Source organism: Rhodococcus sp. SGAir0479 (assembly GCF_005484805.1).
GTDB lineage: Bacteria > Actinomycetota > Actinomycetes > Mycobacteriales > Mycobacteriaceae > Prescottella.
Genome location: NZ_CP039432.1, coordinates 3134374 through 3150838, shown reverse-complemented (window position 1 = coordinate 3150838; position 16465 = coordinate 3134374). Strand labels below are relative to the sequence as shown.

20 protein-coding genes are annotated in these 16465 nt (G+C 71.4%); 18 read left to right on the top strand and 2 right to left on the bottom strand.

The annotated features are described in order from the left end of the window. Positions 1–2: 2 nt before the first annotated feature. Positions 3–845: a sugar phosphate isomerase/epimerase family protein gene (locus E7742_RS14695; RefSeq protein WP_137799602.1), complete on the top strand. Its 843-nt coding sequence runs from the start codon at positions 3–5 to the stop codon at positions 843–845. A gap of 12 nt (positions 846–857) precedes the next feature. Here the strand turns inward: E7742_RS14695 and E7742_RS14690 are convergent, their stop codons facing one another. Then, positions 858–1274 (bottom strand): hypothetical protein, encoded by a 417-nt coding sequence (locus tag E7742_RS14690; RefSeq protein ID WP_137799601.1) that lies wholly within the window; start codon positions 1272–1274, stop codon positions 858–860. A 114-nt stretch (positions 1275–1388) separates the two neighbouring features. On the opposite strand from E7742_RS14690, the gene E7742_RS14685 reads away from it, so the two are divergent. The 7 genes from E7742_RS14685 to E7742_RS14655 all read left to right on the top strand — a co-directional run bounded on the left by E7742_RS14685 (position 1389) and on the right by E7742_RS14655 (position 6862). Continuing rightward, positions 1389–2042 carry a MerR family transcriptional regulator gene (locus E7742_RS14685; protein WP_137801231.1) on the top strand — a complete coding sequence of 218 codons (654 nt, stop codon included), beginning with the start codon at positions 1389–1391 and terminating at the stop codon, positions 2040–2042. A gap of 56 nt (positions 2043–2098) precedes the next feature. After that, a complete protein-coding gene (locus E7742_RS14680) occupies positions 2099–2914 on the top strand; it encodes a thioesterase family protein (RefSeq protein WP_137801230.1) in 816 nt (271 codons plus the stop codon). Positions 2915–2995: 81 nt separating this feature from the next. Further along, positions 2996–3811, top strand: coding sequence for a pyrroline-5-carboxylate reductase (gene proC, locus E7742_RS14675; RefSeq protein ID WP_137799600.1), 816 nt, complete (start codon positions 2996–2998; stop codon positions 3809–3811). Positions 3812–3948: 137 nt separating this feature from the next. After that, positions 3949–4218: a helix-turn-helix domain-containing protein gene (locus tag E7742_RS14670; protein ID WP_254699015.1), complete on the top strand. Its 270-nt coding sequence runs from the start codon at positions 3949–3951 to the stop codon at positions 4216–4218. A 207-nt stretch (positions 4219–4425) separates the two neighbouring features. Next, positions 4426–4527, top strand: a complete 102-nt coding sequence (locus tag E7742_RS14665) for a 30S ribosomal protein bS22 (protein ID WP_003402602.1) — start codon at positions 4426–4428, stop codon at positions 4525–4527. 185 nt (positions 4528–4712) lie between these two features. Continuing rightward, positions 4713–5762: an NAD-dependent epimerase/dehydratase family protein gene (locus E7742_RS14660; RefSeq protein ID WP_441346856.1), complete on the top strand. Its 1050-nt coding sequence runs from the start codon at positions 4713–4715 to the stop codon at positions 5760–5762. 56 nt (positions 5763–5818) lie between these two features. Then, positions 5819–6862 (top strand): lysophospholipid acyltransferase family protein, encoded by a 1044-nt coding sequence (locus E7742_RS14655; RefSeq protein ID WP_137799599.1) that lies wholly within the window; start codon positions 5819–5821, stop codon positions 6860–6862. Here E7742_RS14655 and E7742_RS14650 read toward each other — a convergent pair. Continuing rightward, positions 6820–7956, bottom strand: coding sequence for an HAD family hydrolase (locus tag E7742_RS14650; protein ID WP_137799598.1), 1137 nt, complete (start codon positions 7954–7956; stop codon positions 6820–6822). The two genes, E7742_RS14655 and E7742_RS14650, sit on opposite strands and share 43 nt — an antisense overlap. Before the next feature lie 180 nt (positions 7957–8136). On the opposite strand from E7742_RS14650, the gene E7742_RS14645 reads away from it, so the two are divergent. From E7742_RS14645 to E7742_RS14600, 10 genes are all read left to right on the top strand, one after another. After that, positions 8137–8400, top strand: a complete 264-nt coding sequence (locus E7742_RS14645) for a glutaredoxin family protein (RefSeq protein ID WP_137799597.1) — start codon at positions 8137–8139, stop codon at positions 8398–8400. A gap of 205 nt (positions 8401–8605) precedes the next feature. Then, positions 8606–9409 (top strand): redox-sensing transcriptional repressor Rex, encoded by an 804-nt coding sequence (locus E7742_RS14640; RefSeq protein WP_441346923.1) that lies wholly within the window; start codon positions 8606–8608, stop codon positions 9407–9409. Then, entirely contained in the window at positions 9406–10779 is a 1374-nt protein-coding gene (locus E7742_RS14635; RefSeq protein ID WP_137799595.1) for a glutamyl-tRNA reductase, read from the top strand. Before E7742_RS14640 ends, E7742_RS14635 begins: the two co-directional genes overlap by 4 nt. Beyond that, on the top strand, positions 10776–11780 hold the full coding sequence (gene hemC / locus E7742_RS14630) for a hydroxymethylbilane synthase (protein ID WP_137799594.1): 1005 nt from the start codon (positions 10776–10778) through the stop codon (positions 11778–11780). Before E7742_RS14635 ends, hemC begins: the two co-directional genes overlap by 4 nt. Before the next feature lie 84 nt (positions 11781–11864). Continuing rightward, the gene (locus E7742_RS14625) at positions 11865–13430 is read left to right on the top strand and encodes a uroporphyrinogen-III synthase (protein ID WP_137799593.1); all 1566 of its coding nucleotides are present in this window, start codon (positions 11865–11867) and stop codon (positions 13428–13430) included. A gap of 18 nt (positions 13431–13448) precedes the next feature. Next, on the top strand, positions 13449–14426 hold the full coding sequence (hemB, locus tag E7742_RS14620) for a porphobilinogen synthase (protein WP_137799592.1): 978 nt from the start codon (positions 13449–13451) through the stop codon (positions 14424–14426). Next, positions 14423–15070, top strand: a complete 648-nt coding sequence (locus E7742_RS14615; protein ID WP_137799591.1) for a hypothetical protein — start codon at positions 14423–14425, stop codon at positions 15068–15070. Before hemB ends, E7742_RS14615 begins: the two co-directional genes overlap by 4 nt. A gap of 240 nt (positions 15071–15310) precedes the next feature. Further along, the gene (locus tag E7742_RS14610; protein WP_254699014.1) at positions 15311–15745 is read left to right on the top strand and encodes a hypothetical protein; all 435 of its coding nucleotides are present in this window, start codon (positions 15311–15313) and stop codon (positions 15743–15745) included. Beyond that, complete coding sequence (locus E7742_RS14605) at positions 15714–16217, top strand: hypothetical protein (protein ID WP_137799590.1); 504 nt, start codon at positions 15714–15716, stop codon at positions 16215–16217. The genes E7742_RS14610 and E7742_RS14605 overlap by 32 nt, the downstream gene beginning before the upstream one ends. After that, positions 16214–16459 (top strand): hypothetical protein, encoded by a 246-nt coding sequence (locus tag E7742_RS14600; RefSeq protein ID WP_175420492.1) that lies wholly within the window; start codon positions 16214–16216, stop codon positions 16457–16459. The genes E7742_RS14605 and E7742_RS14600 overlap by 4 nt, the downstream gene beginning before the upstream one ends. Positions 16460–16465 lie beyond the last annotated feature (6 nt).

Genomic DNA, 16465 nt, shown 5'->3' with positions numbered 1-16465 from the left:
GGATGCCGGATCGGAAGATTCTCGTCGGGCTGTCCACCGCGTCCGTCTACCCCGAGAACACCGAGGCGGCGTTCCGCTACGCCGCCGAGGTCGGGTACGACGGCATCGAGCTGATGGTGTGGGCCGAGTCCGTCAGCCAGGACGTGTCCGCGGTCAAGCGTTTGATCCGCAAGTACGCGGTCCCGGTGCAGGCCCTCCACGTCCCGTGTCTGCTGATCTCCCAACGCGTGTGGGGTGCCGATCCCGTCGCGAAGCTGGACCGGTCGGTGGACGCGGCCGAGTCGCTCGGGGCGTCGAACGTGGTGGTGCATCCGCCGTTCCGCTGGCAACGGCGCTATGCCGACGGCTTCGCCGACCAGGTGGCCGGGCTCGAGGAGAAGACCGGCGCCGTCGTGGCGGTGGAGAACATGTTCCCGATGCGCGCCGACAGCTTCTTCGGTGGCCGCGAGCGCACGGCGCAGCGGTTGCGTCGGCGGGGCGGTCCCGGCGCGGCGCTCTCGGCGTTCAGTCCGTCGTACGACCCGACCGACTCCGGGCATCGGCACTACACGCTCGACCTCTCGCACACCGCGACCGCCGGCATGGACGCCCTCGATCTCGCGCGCCGGATGGGGTCCGGACTGTCGCACCTGCACCTGGCGGACGGCCGCGGCGCCTCGGTGGACGAACACCTCGTCCCCGGCCACGGCAATCAGCCGTGCGTGGAGGTGTGCCGACACCTCGTCGACAGCGACTTCAGTGGCCAGGTGGTCGTGGAGATCAACACGCAGAACGCGCGGACGCGGCCGGAGCGGGCGTCGATGCTGGGTCAGGCGCTGACCTTCGCGCGCGAGAACCTGCGCTGACGCCGCCCGCGCCTACAGCGCGGACACTCCCGCGCCGATCACGGTGATCCCGGAGATCACCAGACCCACGACCAGGCAGACCGCCCCGACCCAGATCGAGGCGACCATCGGCCCCGGCCGGGCCGGCTCGCGGCCCAGCACCGACAGGAAGAAGCCGGCCGGGATGAAGATCGCCGCCACGAGCACGGCGATCGCCCCGGCCGCCGCCCATCCGGGGCTCGCGTCGACCACCGCCGTCAGGGTCGCGAGCAGTACCCCGAGCGTGACGAGGACACCCGCGTGCGCGTGCCCGGCCCGGAAGAACGTCTTCTGCAGGTCGTTGGCGCCGACGTGACCGGTGAGGATGCGGAGCAGGAGCGCGCCACCGGACGCGATGCCCACGACGGTGAGCAGGGTGACGCCGACGACGATCGTGAGCACGGGATCCATGGGGAGCTCCTCGGCTGGGGTACGCTCGGACCGATTGGATAGTTCGACTATCCAGTGATGCAGTTCATGGTCGACCGGCCGCGGCCGGGTGTCAAGCAGCACGGGAGGTGCGGCGTGCGGGTCTCGGAACTGGTCGCCGCGACCGGGGTGCCGCTCGCGACGGTCAAGTACTACCTGCGCGAGGGACTGCTGATGCCGGGGGAGGCGAGCAGTGCCACGCACGCCGAGTACGGCGAGGAGCACGTGCGGCGCCTCGCGCTCGTCAAGGCCCTCGCCGGGATGGGACTGCCGCTCGGGAAGATCCGCACCATCGTCGGTCTGGTCGACCGCCCGGCCGACACGGTCTTCGAGACGATCGGCCGGGCGCTGGCGGCGCTGCCGCCGTATTCCGACGCCGGTCCGACGGGTGAGCATCCCCGGGCCCGGGCTGTCCTGGAACGGCTGGGGCAGGTGTACGAGCCGTCGTATCCCGTTGTCGCGCAACTTGAACGAGCTCTGGCCGCCGCGGAGGACGTCGGTATCCCGATGACCGACGAGCGGCTCGACGTGTACGCCCGGCACGTCCGCGGCATCGCGGAGATCGACCTCGAGCTGATGCCCACGGACACACCCGAATCCGCGGTCGAGTACGCCGTCCTGGGCACCGTCATCTACGAACCCGTACTCGCCGCGCTGCGCCGACTGGCGCACCAGGACATCGGCGCTGCCAGGTTCGCGGGCCGCACCTTCGACGACTTCACCGACCCCGACAGACAGGACGAATCGTGACCGCCCCCACCGACACCCGGCCGCCCGGCCGCCACCCGTTCCGCGACCTCACCACCATGGACGCGCAGGGGTCGGGCCGGTACGCGGCCCACATCGACCCGATCTGGACGATCGGCCCCAAGGTGCACGGCGGCTGCATGACGGCGCTGTGCGCGGCGGCCGCCCGCCGCGAGCTGCTGGGCACCGCCACTGCGGACCTGCCCGTCGACCCGTCGGTGCTGCCGCTGGCCGTGAGCGCCAGCTACCTCGCGGCGCCCGACCCCGGCGACGTGGACGTTCTCGCCACCGTCCGCAAGCGCGGTCGGCAGGTGTCGCTGGTGGACGTCGAGCTGTCCCAGAACGGTCGCCCGGCCGTACACGCGGCCGTCACGCTGGGCGTCCCGGACGCCGGCGAGCCGCACTACACGCGGGCGCAGGCGCTCGCGGAACTGCCGGCCGAGCCGTCCGCCGAGGCGCACGCGCTGGTGGCCGACCATCCGATGGCGCAGGTGGTGCACGTGTCGCAGGGATGCGATCTGAGCGTCGACGGCTCGTCCGCGCACTTCCTGCGCGGGCAGCAGGGCGAGCCGGAGGTCCGGATGTGGGCGCGGCCGTGGGCCGCCGACGAGGAGGACCCGGCCACCGCGGCGCTGTTCGCGATCATGACGGGTGACATCTGCGCGCCCGTGACCATGAACCGCGGAATGTTCGGCTGGGCACCGACCGTCCAGCTCACCACGTACCTGCGCCGGCTCCCGGCGCCGGGATGGCTGCGCGTCATGGCCAGCTCGACGGTCCTGGGCGACACCTGGTTCGAGGAGGACCACACCGTCCTCGATTCGACCGGCGCGGTCGTGGTGCAGAGCCGGCAGCTCGCGATGATCCCGCGCTAGGCACCTGCGGCGCCCGTGCGCCATTCCGGTAGCCGGTACTACCGAAAAGGCGCACCGGCACGCAGTGCCTAAGCTGTCCGCATGACGAGAATTGCGGTGATCGGTGGCGGCAAGATCGGTGAGGCCCTGATCTCGGGACTGTTGCAGGGTGGTCACGCGACCCGGGACCTGGTCGTCGCCGAGCAGTACGAGCCGCGCCAGCAGGAGCTGGCGGCCACGTACTCGATTCGGGTGACCACGATCGAGGACGCCGCCGAGGGTGCCGACGTCATCGTCATCGCGGTCAAGCCCGTCGACGTGGACGCGGTCCTGACGGCGCTCGGCAAGGTCGACCTCGACGGTGAGCAGGAGCAGATCCTGGTCTCGCTGGCGGCCGGCATCCCGACCGCGCGCTACGAGGTGAAGCTGCCCGCCGGCTTCCCGGTGGTCCGGGTCATGCCGAACACCCCGATGCTGGTGGGGCAGGGTGCGAGCGTCATCGCCCCGGGCCGACACGTCAAGCCCGCCCACCTGGATCTGGTGCGCTCGATCCTGGCGACCGTCGGCACCGTCACCACGGTCCCGGAGTCGCAGATCGACGCCGTCACCGCGGTGTCCGGCTCCGGTCCCGCGTACTTCTTCCTCACCGTCGAGGCGATGATCGACGCCGGTGTCGCGCTCGGCCTGACCCGGGCCGTCGCGCGCGAGCTGGTGGTGCAGACGATGGTCGGCTCAGCCGCGATGCTGGCGGAATCGGGCGAGAGCGCGACCGACCTGCGGGCCGCGGTGACCTCACCCGCGGGTACCACGGCGGCGGCGGTGCGCCGACTGGAACAGGGCGGGCTGCGGACCGCGTACTACGACGCGCTCGCGGCCGCTCGGGACCGCTCGGCGGAACTGGGTGTGGCTCCCGAGTAGAGCACGATCGGTGATCTTGTTTGCAACACCCGTCGCACCAATCCCTCTGGTCCCGCTAAGCTCGTGTCAGCACGTGCGTGTCTGTTCCGCCGGAGGGGAAGCCGGCGGCGCGACACGTGCCGGAGGTATGTGGACAGATGGGATCTCAGGAGAACCCGGTAAACCCAGCGAAGCCGGCAAGATCGGACAAGTCCGGTAAGCAGGAAGGACCCGGCGGCGCAGGCCTGGCCGGGACGCAGTTCCTCACCGTCGCGGAGGTCGCGACGCTGATGAGGGTTTCGAAGATGACCGTGTACCGCCTGGTGCACAGCGGGGAGCTCCCGGCCGTACGGGTCGGACGCTCGTTCCGTGTGCACGCCAAGGCGGTCCACGATTATCTGGAGACCTCGTATTTCGACGCCGGCTGAGAGGCCGGCAGCGAAACGGTGAACCTCGGTTTTCGCCGAGCGGACCCGCCCCGGTACGATCGTTAGTCGTCGTACCAGCCAGCCGGTGTCGTCAGGCGCTGGGGCCGTGAGAGCGGCCAGTGGCGAACGAGGCCTGAAAGCGCCAGAGGAAGACACAGGCGTACGTGACCGGCGTGCGCTGAACGCTAGAGAAGAGGGACACCCACCATGGGTTCAGTGATCAAGAAGCGCCGCAAGCGTATGTCGAAGAAGAAGCACCGCAAGCTGCTTCGCCGCACGCGAGTTCAGCGTCGGAAGCTCGGCAAGTAAGCCGGTAGGGCTCTTGCGCCGGATGCCCGTCACCCGTTCGTGGTGGCGGGCATCTGCGTGTTCACGGGGCGTGTTGCCAGGTTGTAAAGGCTCGCGTGCAAGCCTTGCCCCCGCTCGCGGATTCGTTAGGCTCGCCGGAGGGGCGCGAGTGGACGGGGGTACCGGTGAGTCCTGACGAGCGGGGTGTGCAGCCGCCGAGGGTGGTGCTGGTGACCGGCGCCAGCCGGTTCCCGGGTGGGTTCCTGGTGGCGCGACTGGCACAGAAACCGGGTGTCGAGCGGGTCATCGCCGTGGACTCGGTCTCGCCGAGCAAGGACATGATGCGGCGGATGGGGCGCGCCGAGTTCGTCCGCGCCGACATCCGCAACCCCGTGATCGGGAAGGTCATCCGCGGCGCCGAGGTCGACACCGTCGTCCACGCCGCCACGGTCGCCCAGGCGCCCAAGTCCGGCAGCCGCGCTGCGATGAAGGACATGAACGTCATCGGCGCGATGCAACTGTTCGCGGTGTGCCAGAAGGCGCCCACCGTCCGCAAGGTGGTGCTGCGGTCGGCGTCCGCGGTGTACGGCGGCAGCCCCGAGGATCCGGCGAAGTTCACCGAGGAGATGAGCGCCCGCCGTCCCCCGCAGGGAGCCTGGGCACGCGACTGCATCGAGATCGAGAGCTACGCCCGCGGACTCGGCCGGCGCCGTCCCGACATCGCCGTGTCGATCCTGCGGCTGGCGCCGCTGATGGGTCCGCGGTTGCACGGCTGGGTCGCGCGCTACCTGTCGTCACCGATCGTGCCGAGCATCGTCGGCCGCGACGCCCGCCTGCAGCTCCTGCACGAGGAGGACGCGCTCGGCGCGCTCGAACGAGCCACGACGACCGGCCCGGCCGGGACGTTCAACGTGGCCGGCGACGGCGTGGTGATGCTGTCGCAGGCCATCCGGCGGGCCGGCCGGGTCGAGGTGCCGATGCCGTTCGCGCTCTTCCGTAGCGTCGGCCGCGCACTGACGGGCTCCCAGATGCGCTCCTTCACGCGCGAACAGCTCGACTACTTCCACTACGGGTGCGGGCTGGACACCGCGCGTATGCACGCCGATCTGGGCCTCGAGCCGCGCTGGACCACGTGCGAGGCGCTCGACGACTTCGTCCGCGGTGTCGGCCTCACGCCGATGATCCGGACGAGCTGGGTGGACCGGGCCGAATCGGCCGCGCTCGCCCTCGTCGGGGCCGAGACCCGGGCCGGATGACGCACCCGGACGACAGTGACCGAGACAGCAAGTCGACACCAGGGCAGGGGACTGACGTGAACGACGTGGCGAAGGTGATTCCGTTGCACGGCGGCGCGAGCACCCGTTCGGCGCGCAGTCGCGCGACCGACCCGCCCTCATCCACCCCGCCGATCCGGCGTCCCGAGCCCGACTCCGCGCCCCCGGCCGCCGCACCACCAGGGGCCGTCGCCGACGCGGTGGACGAACGCGCCGGGACTCCGCTCGACGGGCTGCGCGACCGGGTCGCCGACCAGGTCACCGGCCTCGCCGGATTCGTGCGCCGCCGCCTCGCCGGCGACTACGAGGTCGACGAGTTCGGGTACGACCCGCACTTCGCGGACGCCGTGTTCCTGCCGGCGCTGCGCCCGCTGTTCGAGAAGTGGTTCCGGGTGGAGACCCGCGGTGTCGAGAACATTCCCGCGCACGGCGGGGCGCTGGTGGTCTCCAACCACGCCGGCGTGGTCCCGATCGACGGGCTGATGGCGTCGGTCGCCGTCCACGACCACCACCCGCAGCATCGGGCGCTGCGGATGCTCGCGGCCGATCTGGCGTTCGAGCTGCCCGTCGTCGGCAACATCGCACGCAAGGCCGGACACACCCTCGCGTGCCATCCCGACGCCGAGCGGCTACTGCGCGGTGGCGAGGTCGCCGCGGTCTTCCCCGAGGGCTACAAGGGCGTCGGCAAGCCGTTCTCCGAGCGCTACAAGCTGCAGCGCTTCGGCCGCGGCGGGTTCGTCTCCGCGGCGATGCGGGCCGGCGTGCCGATCATCCCGTGCTCGATCGTGGGCTCGGAGGAGATCTACCCCAAGATCGGCGACCTCGCGCCGCTCGCCCGGTTGCTCGGCATGCCGTACTTCCCGGTGACGCCGATGTTCCCGCACCTCGGGCCGCTGGGCCTGATACCGCTGCCGTCCAAGTGGTACATCGAGTTCGGCACCCCGATCGTCACCGACACGTACGACGCCGCCGAGGCGGACGACCCGATGGTGCTGTTCGAAGTCACCGACCACGTGCGCGAGACGATCCAGCAGACCCTCTACCGCCTGCTCGCGCAGCGGCGCAACGTCTTCATGGGCTGACGTCGGTCGGCCCGTTCGGCCCGGGCCAGTTCGGCCAGCAGTGCGCGCTCGCGGCGCCGGCTCAGGATCGCGCCCACGGCCCCGCCGACCGCGCCCAGCAGGAGCGCCGTCGGGATGCCGACCTTCGCGGCCTTGCGCCCGGTGCGGAAGTCCCGCACCTCCCACCCGCGGGTCTTCGCGAGTTCGCGCAGGTCCGCATCCGGGTTGACGGCCACCGCCGTCCCGACGAGCGAGAGCATCGGTGCGTCGTTGTAGCTGTCGGAGTACGCCGTGCAGCGCTTGAGGTTGAGCCCCTCACGGATTGCGAGCGTGCGCACCGCGTGCGCCTTGCCGAGGCCGTGCAGGATGTCGCCGACGAGCCGGCCGGTGAACACCCCGTCCTTGCTCTCCGCGACCGTCCCGAGCGCGCCCGTCAGACCGAGACGCTTGGCGATGACCTGCGCCAGCTCGACCGGAGTGGCGGTCACGAGCCACACCTGCTGGCCCGCGTCGAGGTGCATCTGCGCGAGCGCCCGCGTGCCGGCCCAGATCTTGTCGGCGATGACCTCGTCGTAGATCTCCTCGCCGAGCCGTGCCAGTTCCGCCGTCGACCGTCCCGCGACGAACGACAGGGCCTTCGCCCGGCCCTCCGCGACGTCGTCGCTGTTCTCCTTGCCCGTGACCCGGAACTTCACCTGCTTCCACGCGAAGTCGACGAGGTCGGCCGTGCGGAGGTACTTGCGGGCGGCCAGGCCGCGGGCGAAATGGATGATCGACGCGCCCTGCACCATGGTGTTGTCGACGTCGAAGAACGCGGCGGCGGTGAGGTCGAGGGGGACGGCCGGCTCCGGGGGCGGGGCGGGCGGCAGCGCGGTCTCCGGTGCCGGGGCCGACTCGAGCGCCTCCGCCTCGGCGGCCTCGAGGGCGGCGGCTTCGAGCGCCTCCGCCTCCTGCAGGGCGAGCGCGGCGTCGGCGCTGGCCTCGCCCGCGACGTTGGCGCGAATCTCGGCCTCGCTCGGGCCGAGCAGGTTGCGGATCCGGCGGCGTCCGGGGCGCAGCATCCCGGACAGGCCCACCCCGAATCTCGCGCCGATCGGCAGTGATCGCCCAGGCACTCGCACCTCCCGCGTCGCAGACACCTCTGGCTCACCCTAGCCCGCCTGTCCGGGCCGATCGCCCCGGATCGGGGCGGCGCCGAGACCGTGTGATGTTCGTCTCGAAACGGAGCGGTCGGGAACCTGCGCGCTGCACCGCCGCCGAATCGGCGGTACCGGGCTCGAGGAACACTGGATCGCATGGACCAGACGCGAAACCGGATAACCCTCCTCACCCGTGCGGGCTGCGGCGCGTGCGTTCCGGCCCGGGAGTTGCTGGGCGACATCTGCCGGGAGTTCGATCTGGAACTGACCTGCATCGACGTCGACGAGGCGGCGGCCGACGATCCGGATCTGCGGGCCGAGTACGGTGACCGGTTGCCCGTCGTCCTACTGGACGGTAAGGAGCACAGCTACTGGGAAGTCGACGAGGATCGGCTCCGCGCGGACCTCGCCTCCCGCTGAATCCGGGCCCGCACGGCGGGGGCCGGAGGGGGAGTGGGAAGGGTCACCCCACAGTGCCGAATTCGGTCGCTCTGCAGGTGAGAGCACGTCTGAGGGCGGTTGAGCAACTTTGTGCATGGCTTCACAAGCGGTTACCGTGGTGTGAACAAATCCCCCGGACCTTCCGCGCGAGGGCCGGGGTACACGGCCGACCGGACGAGGAGCCATCGACGTGATCGAGGAGCACCAGGCGCAGGGGTCAGTGACCCGCGGCGTCACCGGCGCTGCTTCGCCTTCGTCCCGCTCCCGGCGGGGAACGACTCCGGCGCCGGCGCAACGTGACATCCCACAGGCTACGGTGACGCGTCTCGCGACCTACCTGCGGGTCCTGTCGGTACTCGCCGACGAGGGCGCGATCATCGTCTCGAGCGAGGAACTGGCCACCGCGTCCGGGGTCGGCTCGGCCAAGCTGCGCAAGGATCTGTCCTTCCTCGGCCCCAACGGGGTCCGCGGCGTCGGCTACGACGTCACCCGGTTGCGCGCCCGCATCGAGTCCGCGCTCGGACTCGACCGCGGCCACCGGGTCGTGCTGATCGGCGTGGGCAACCTGGGTCGTGCGCTCGCCGGTTACGGCGGCTTCGACCGGCGGGGCTTCTCGATGGTCGGGTTGTTCGACACCGACCCCGCCTGCATCGGCACCACGATCGGTGGTCTGGTGGTCCGTGACGTCGCCGAACTCGCCGACGCCTGCCGGCAACTCGAGCCCACCATCGGCGTCATCGCCACCCCCGATTCCGCGGCCCAGGACGTGTGCGACCAGCTGGTCGGCGCCGGACTGCGCTGCATCCTCAGCTTCTCCCCGCTCGCGTTGGAGATCCCCGACCACGTGGAGATGCGTCGGGTCGATCTCGCGATGGAGATGCAGGTGCTCTCGTTCAACATGGCCCGGAACGAACAACAGGTTCCTCAGGTAGCCGCCGCAGCCGCGGCGGTAGGCGCGACCAGAAACGGATCGGTGATCAGGCCGTGAGTGTGCTTCTCGTCGGGATCTCGCACCGGAGCGCTCCCGTCTCCGTCCTCGAGCGGATCGCTGTCACCGACACCGACCGTCCCAAGCTGACCGACAAGATGCTGGCCTCGGCCCACATCTCGGAGGCGATGATCGTCTCGACCTGCAACCGCATCGAGATCTACGCGGTCGTGGACGCGTTCCACGGCGCGCTCACCGAGATCGGCAACCTGCTCGCCGAGCACTCCGGACTCGACCTCACCGAACTCCACAAGCACGCGTACGTCCGATACAGCGAGGCCGCGGCCGAGCACCTGTTCGCGGTCGCGAGCGGGCTGGACTCGATGGTCATCGGCGAACAGCAGATCCTCGGTCAGATCCGCGCCGCGTACGCCGCCTCGGACGCGCAGCAGGCCGCGGGCCGCGCGCTGCACGAGCTGGCGCAGCAGGCGCTGCGCGTCGGCAAGCGGGTGCATTCCGAGACCGGCATCGATGCCGCGGGCGCGTCGGTCGTGTCCGTCGCGCTCGACCGGGCCGCCGGGATCCTGGGCGACGGTGGACTGGTCGGGCGCACCGCCGTCGTGCTCGGTGCCGGTGCGATGGGCGGCCTGTCGGTGGCGCACCTGACCCGCGCCGGGATCGGTCGCATCCTCGTCGTCAACCGCACCCGCGAGCGTGCCGAACACCTCGCCGAGAACGCGGCCGGCAACGGTGTGGACGCCACGGCTGTCGACTTCGACGACCTGTCGGCGGCGATGGCGCAGGCCGACGTCCTGGTCACCTGTACCGGCGCGGTCGGTTCCGTCGTCACGCTCGCCGACACCCACCGGGCCCTGGCCCAGCCGGGCCGCGAGCCGAACCGTCCGCTCGTCATCTGCGACCTGGGCCTGCCGCGCGACGTCGAACCCGCCGTCGCGGGGCTGCCCGAGGTGGCCGTGCTCGACATGGCCGCGCTGCAGCGCGATCCCGCCGCCGGCGCCGCCGCGTCCGACGCCGACGCCGCCCGCGCGATCGTCGCCTCGGAGCTCACCCAGTACCTCGCGTCGCAGCGGCTGGCCGAGGTCACCCCCACCGTCACGGCACTGCGGCAGCGCGCCGCCGAGGTCGTGGAGGCCGAACTGCTGCGGCTGGACTCACGGCTGCCCGGGCTCGACGACCCGCAGCGCGACGAGGTGGCCCGCACGGTCCGCCGGGTCGTCGACAAACTGCTCCACGCGCCCACCGTGCGCGTCAAACAGCTCGCGTCCACTCCCGGCGGCGACACGTACGCGGCCGCCCTGCGCGAGCTCTTCGAGCTGCGCCCCGGGTCGGCGGAGGCCGTCGCAGCGCCCATCGATCTCGGCGAATTCGTCGCCGGCCCCGACGTAGCAGGAAAGGATGCGCAGGCATGACCACGGACGCGGCATCGTCGACGACCTCCCAGACCGGTCCCGACACCCGCACTCTGCGGATCGGTACTCGCGGCAGCCTGCTCGCCACCACCCAGGCCGGCACGGTGCGCGACGCGCTGATCGCGGCCGGTCACCCGGCCGAGCTGGTGATCATCAAGACCAAGGGCGACGTCACCGGCGGCCCGGTGCAGCGCATCGGTGTCGGTGTGTTCGTCGCCGAGCTGCGGGAGGCGCTGCTGGCCGGCGAGGTCGACGTCGCCGTGCACTCGTACAAGGACCTGCCGACCGCCCAGCCGGACGATCTGGTGATCGCCGCGGTCCCCGGCCGCGAGGATCCGCGGGACGCGCTCGTCGCCCGTGACGGACTGGTGCTGGGCGAGTTGCCGGCCGGCTCCAAGGTCGGCACGTCGGCCCCGCGCCGCCGCGCACAGCTGCGGGCACTCGGCCTCGGCCTCGAGATCCTGCCGCTGCGCGGCAACATCGACACCCGGCTCGGCAAAGTCGCGTCCGGTGAGCTCGACGCGATCGTGATCGCCCGCGCCGGGCTCTCGCGGATCGGCCGCGTCGCAGAGATCACCGAGACACTCGACCCGGTGCAGATGCTGCCCGCGCCGTCGCAGGGGGCGCTCGCCGTCGAGTGCCGCGCCGACGACCCGGAGCTGATCGCGGTGCTGTCGGAGCTCGACGACGCCGCCGCCCGCGCCGCCGTGGTGGCCGAGCGGGCCCTGCTGGCCGAGCTGGAGGCGGGCTGCACCGCCCCGGTCGGCGCCATCGCCGAGGTCGTCGAGTCGCTCGACGACGCCGGTCACGTGTTCGAGGAACTGTCGGTGCGCGGCTGTGCCGCGGCGGTCGACGGTTCCGATGTGATTCGGGCGTCCACTGTGGGCTCGCCCGAGCGTGCGGAGGAGCTGGGGCGCGCGGTGGCCCGCGAACTGCTCGAGCTCGGCGCACGAGATCTGATGATTGCCCTCGACGACTCGGACGGTGATGCCCATGCTTGACGGCCGCCACCGCTCGGGACTCGATCGCAGGCCCGATTTCGCTTCTAATTCCTATCGACATGAGACCGCACTGGAGAACTACCGATGAGTCGAGTCCGTAAGAACAGCCCCGGGCGGATCCTCTTCGTTGGATCGGGCCCCGGCGACCCGGCCCTGCTCACCGTCCGCGCACGGGACGTGCTGGCGTCGGCGGCCCTGGCGTTCACCGATCCCGACGTCGACAAGGGCGTGACCGCGCTCGTCGGCACCGCGCTCGGCCGTGACGCCGAGACCGACGAGCCGATCGCCGAGGTTCGCCCCGCGCTGGGCGAGCCGGCCGAGGTCGCCAAGACGCTGGTCGCCGAGGCGAAGAACGGCCACGACGTGGTCCGGCTCGTCGCGGGGGACCCGCTCACCACCGACTCCGTGATCGCCGAGGTTTCCGCGGTCGCCCGCACCCAGGTGGTGTTCGAGGTACTGCCGGGCCTGCCTTCCGGCTCCGCGGTCCCGAGCTACGCCGGCATGGCGCTGGGCTCGACGCACACCGAGGCCGACGTGCGCGGTGAGGTCGACTGGGCGGCGCTGGCCGCCGCGCCCGGCCCGCTGGTGCTGCACGCGAGCGCCGCACATCTCGCGGAGACCGCGAGCGCGCTGGTCGAGCACGGGCTGGCCCCGCAGACCCCGGCCGCGATCACCGTGCGCGGTACCACCCGCCAGCAGCGCACCGTCGAGGCCACGCTGGCCACGCTCAACGACGCCGGCTCCGAGCTGGTGGGCTCGCTGATCGTCACGGTCGGCAAGGTCGTCTCGCAGCGCAACAAGATGTCGTGGTGGGAGTCGCGGGCCCTGTACGGCTGGACCGTCCTGGTGCCGCGCACCAAGGAGCAGGCCGCCGACATGAGCAACCGGCTCGTCACGCACGGCGCCATCCCGATCGAGGTCCCGACCATCGCGGTCGAGCCGCCGCGCAGCCCGGCCCAGATGGAGCGGGCCGTCAAGGGGCTGGTCGACGGTCGCTACCAGTGGGTGGTGTTCACCTCCACCAACGCGGTGCGCGCGGTGTGGGAGAAGTTCGAGGCGTTCGGGCTCGACGCCCGCGCGTTCTCGGGCGTGAAGATCGCGTGTGTCGGCGAAGCCACTGCGGAGAAGGTGCGCTCGTTCGGCATCACGCCGGAACTGCTGCCGTCGGGAGAGCAGTCCAGCGAGGGCCTGCTGGCCGACTTCCCGCCGTACGACGAGGTGTTCGACCCGGTCAACCGGGTGCTGCTGCCGCGCGCCGACATCGCGACCGAGACCCTCGCCGAGGGCCTGCGCGAACGCGGCTGGGAGATCGACGACGTCACCGCGTACCGCACCGTCCGGGCGGCGCCGCCGCCGGCCGAGACCCGCGAGATGATCAAGACGGGTGGCTTCGACGCCGTGTGCTTCACGTCGTCGTCGACCGTGCGGAACCTGGTCGGCATCGCCGGCAAGCCGCACGCCCGCACGATCGTCGCGTGCATCGGTCCGAAGACCGCCGAGACCGCGATCGAATTCGGTCTGCGCGTCGACGTCCAGCCGGAGACGGCACAGATGGGCCCGCTGGTCGAGGCGCTCGCCGAGCACGCCGCCCGGCTGCGCGCCGAAGGTGCCCTGCCTCCTCCGCGCAAGAAGTCCCGCGCCCGCCGCTGACCCACCCCCGGGAGAGCCGTGTTTCCTTCTCACCGTCCCCGTCGTCTCCGTGGCACGCCCGCGTTGCGACGCCTCGTCGCCGAGACGTCGCTCGAGCCGCGCCACCTCGTGTTGCCGATGTTCGTCGCCGACGGCATCGACGAGCCGCGTCCGATCTCGTCGATGCCGGGCGTCGTCCAGCACACGCTGGACTCGCTCCGGCAGGCGGCGACCGAGGCCGTCGCGGCCGGCGTGGGCGGGCTGATGCTGTTCGGCGTCCCGCGCGACGAGGACAAGGATCCGGCCGGCTCGTGCGCGACCGACCCGAACGGGATCCTCAACCGCGGCCTGGCCGCGCTGAAGACGGAACTGGGCGACGCGACGGTTCTGATGGCCGACACGTGCCTGGACGAGTTCACCTCGCACGGGCACTGCGGCGTGCTGACCGCCGACGGCCGGGTCGACAACGACGCGACCCTGGCCCGGTACGTCGACATGGCGATCGCGCAGGCCGACGCCGGCGCCCACCTGCTCGGGCCCAGCGGCATGATGGACGGCCAGGTGGCCGCGATCCGCGAGGGGCTCGACGCCGCCGGTCACATCGACGTCGGGCAGCTCGCGTACTCGGCGAAGTACGCGTCCGCGTTCTACGGCCCGTTCCGCGAGGCGGTCGGCTCGTCGCTCGAGGGTGACCGTCGCACCTACCAGCAGGACCCGGCCAACCGCCGGGAATCGCTGCTCGAGGTGGACCTCGATCTCACCGAGGGCGCCGACCTGGTGATGGTCAAGCCCGCCATGTCCTACCTGGACGTGCTGCGGGAGGTCGCCGATCGGTCCACGGTTCCGGTGGCCGCCTACCAGATCTCCGGCGAGTACGCGATGATCACCGCGGCCGCGCAGAACGGCTGGATCGACCGCGACGCCGCCATCCTCGAGTCGCTGCTGAGCATCCGCCGCGCCGGTGCCGACATCGTGCTGACCTACTGGGCGGCCGAGGTTGCAGGGCGGCTGGGATGACCACGCCGAACCCGGGACAGCCCGACCCCTGGCCGGGCTCCCCGCAGTACTCGTCCGAGCCGCCGCAGCAGCCGGGACCGTACCCCCAGTACCCGACCCCGCCCGGCCAGTACCCGATGCCGCCCGCGGCGCCGGAGCGGCGGCCCGTTCCCGCCGACGTCACCACGGCTTTCCAGTTGTGGTTCGCCGTCATCGCGCTCGGCGTGGTGTATCTGGTTGCGGCGCTCATGTTCGTCCACAGCGACCGCGCCACGTTCGTCGACCAACTGATGGACGAGTTGGCCAAGCAGCAGCCCGGTTTGGAGGTCTCGCGGTCGGAGGTGGACCAGCTCCTCACGCTCGGTCTCGTCGGCACCGGGGTGGTCCTCGCACTCGTGCTGGGCGGGCTGACCGTGCTGTTCGCTTTCAAGATGCGCAAGGGCCGGAACTGGGCGCGGATGGTGCTCACGATGGCCGGCGTGTTCACGGTGTTCTCGGCGATTCCGACGGTGTTCGGGGCCGGTGCCGCCACCGGCACGGCGGCGCTCGTCATGGGCGGGGCAGGCATCCTGCAGGCCGTCGTCGCCGTCGGGGCGATCGTCCTGATGCACCGGAAAGAGTCGAATGCGTACTTCCTGAACCTGCCGGCGGGCCCTGCGCGCTGACCCGCGGCGCAACGATTTCGACCTGCCGGTCGCGGCCTGTAGTGTGAAACGAATCACATGAACAGGGGTGTTCGTAAACGTTCAGGGGGTTGGCGATGCGCGTCGAACATCGGACCGGGGGGCGACGGGAACTGCTGTGGATCGCACTGGTGGTGCTGTTCGGGCTCGCGACGCTCGTGCTGCTGGTGCTGCCGGGTGTCCTGGGTGCATGAGTCCGGGCGGTTCGTCCGGAACTGATCGATGACGCAGGATGGAGTGGTGACCGATTCGACGCCACGCCTGGTCTCCGCTGCCTACTGGATCTGGGTGCTGTGCGCCGCCGCCATGGTGCTCCTGGGACTGCTGGCGCTGACGACGTCGTCCGCCGCCCTGCGGGAGCAACTCGGCTCGGACGCCGACTCGTTCGTCGCGCTGCTCCGCGGTGTCGGGGGAGCGACGCTGGTGTTCGGACTCGCGATCGGCTTCCTGGCCGCCCCGGTGCGGGCGGGGAACGCGCGCGGACGGGCGGTCGAGGTGGTGCTGTCTTCGGTGTTCGCCCTGGCGGCGATCGCGTTGACGGTGACCGGGGTGCTCGCCCCGGTGTTTCTGGTGATCCCGCTGCTGCTCGTGGTGGCCGGTGTTCTGGTGTTCCGGGAGGGTGCGCGTGAGTGGTTCCGACGCGAACGGGCCGAGTGATCCGGCCGTGTTGTTCGAGGAGGTCGGGGCGCGGTGGCGGACGGTGGCGTACGGTCCGGTGTTCTGCGTCGTGGCGTTGGTGATCGAGTTGCTGACCGGGCCGGTGGTGCACTGGTTCGCGCTCACGCTCTTCGCGGCGATCCTGGCCGGGATCGTCGCGGTCCAGGTGACCGCCGCCCGCCGGCACGTGAGTGTGCAGCTGACCGGTACCACGCTGCGCGAGGGTGCCGAGGAGGTGCCGGTGTCCGAGATCGCGGCCGTGCTGCCGGAGGCGGACCCGTACGCTGACGAGCCGCAGGAGTGGGAGAGTGCCCGCAGCCTGGGCGAGCTGTCGGGGGTGCCGCGGCGACGGCACGCCATCGGCTTGCGCCTGCACGACGGCTCGCTCGTGCAGGCGTGGGCCCGGGACGATGCCGGTCTGCGAGCGGCGCTCACCGCTGCCGTCGATCCCGTGCCAGGGACGTCGGCATGAGGCGGCGTCTGATCCTGGTGGCCGAGTCCGCCGGAGCGATCGGGGCCCTGGCGGTCGCGGTCCTGTGCTGGATGCGCGGCGTGACCGGCACCGAGTTCGAGCCGGTGGCCCCCGGGGCGCCGCCCTTCACCTCGATGCACTACTCGGGGTCCTGGATCACGGCGGCGTTCGCGGCCGTCGTGGTCGCCGGGCTGCTCGCCCTCGCCGTCCGGCGCCGGCTTCGGCAACCTCGGTACCCATAGGGGGTA

What these genes read in the sequence shown, in the direction of transcription:
- E7742_RS14695 (WP_137799602.1), top strand. Translation starts at nt 3, where the DNA reads ATGCCGGATCGGAAGATTCTCGTCGGGCTGTCCACCGCGTCCGTCTAC.
- E7742_RS14690 (WP_137799601.1), bottom strand. Translation starts at nt 1,274, where the DNA reads ATGGATCCCGTGCTCACGATCGTCGTCGGCGTCACCCTGCTCACCGTC.
- E7742_RS14680 (WP_137801230.1), top strand. Translation starts at nt 2,099, where the DNA reads ATGGACGCGCAGGGGTCGGGCCGGTACGCGGCCCACATCGACCCGATC.
- proC (WP_137799600.1), top strand. Translation starts at nt 2,996, where the DNA reads ATGACGAGAATTGCGGTGATCGGTGGCGGCAAGATCGGTGAGGCCCTG.
- E7742_RS14670 (WP_254699015.1), top strand. Translation starts at nt 3,949, where the DNA reads ATGGGATCTCAGGAGAACCCGGTAAACCCAGCGAAGCCGGCAAGATCG.
- E7742_RS14665 (WP_003402602.1), top strand. Translation starts at nt 4,426, where the DNA reads ATGGGTTCAGTGATCAAGAAGCGCCGCAAGCGTATGTCGAAGAAGAAG.
- E7742_RS14645 (WP_137799597.1), top strand. Translation starts at nt 8,137, where the DNA reads ATGGACCAGACGCGAAACCGGATAACCCTCCTCACCCGTGCGGGCTGC.
- hemC (WP_137799594.1), top strand. Translation starts at nt 10,776, where the DNA reads ATGACCACGGACGCGGCATCGTCGACGACCTCCCAGACCGGTCCCGAC.
- E7742_RS14625 (WP_137799593.1), top strand. Translation starts at nt 11,865, where the DNA reads ATGAGTCGAGTCCGTAAGAACAGCCCCGGGCGGATCCTCTTCGTTGGA.
- E7742_RS14615 (WP_137799591.1), top strand. Translation starts at nt 14,423, where the DNA reads ATGACCACGCCGAACCCGGGACAGCCCGACCCCTGGCCGGGCTCCCCG.
- E7742_RS14610 (WP_254699014.1), top strand. Translation starts at nt 15,311, where the DNA reads ATGACGCAGGATGGAGTGGTGACCGATTCGACGCCACGCCTGGTCTCC.
- E7742_RS14600 (WP_175420492.1), top strand. Translation starts at nt 16,214, where the DNA reads ATGAGGCGGCGTCTGATCCTGGTGGCCGAGTCCGCCGGAGCGATCGGG.